The organism is Ruegeria sp. AD6 (genome assembly GCF_056542325.1).
On the sequence record NZ_JBQFZQ010000037.1, the window covers coordinates 1 to 560 of the forward strand.

General features: G+C 59.5%; 1 protein-coding gene. It reads left to right on the top strand.

Annotated elements, in window-relative coordinates; genetic code table 11:
- Window positions 1-560, top strand: a 560-nt coding sequence (locus ACR0KJ_RS19450; protein WP_480627461.1) for an enoyl-CoA hydratase-related protein, incomplete at both ends; no start/stop codon positions are given.

Genomic DNA, 560 nt, shown 5'->3' on the forward strand with positions numbered 1-560 from the left:
ATGGAACCGCGCTTGGTGGTGGGCTTGAGGTTGCCTTATCCTGTCATTATCGCGTTGCCGTGCCGTCTGCGAAGGTGGGGTTGCCCGAGGTTAATCTTGGTATCATTCCTGGCGCTGGCGGCACCCAGCGCTTGCCGCGTGTTGCCGGAGCCGAGGCTGCATTGGACATGATCACGACGGGGCGGCACGTCCGAGCTCCAGAAGCGCTTGAGATGGGTGTGCTGGACAAAGTTCAGGATGGTGATCCGCGCGAGATCGGCCTGGCCTATGTCAGAGAGCTGCTTGCAACTGATGCACCTCGGCGTCCTGTTTGCGATATGGCCCGGCCCGCCCCAATCGATTTTGATGCGGCCTATAACGCGGTGCTGAAGAAGGGCCGGGGCCAACTGTCGCCTGCGATTGCAGTGCGGGCAATACAAGCCAGTTGCGAGGCCGAGGATTTTGCATCCGGTTTGGCACGCGAACGGGAATTATTCATGGACCTGATGGCCTCGGATCAGCGCAAAGGGTTGATCCACGCATTCTTTGCGGAGCGTGCGGTTGCAAAATTGCCTGAGTTG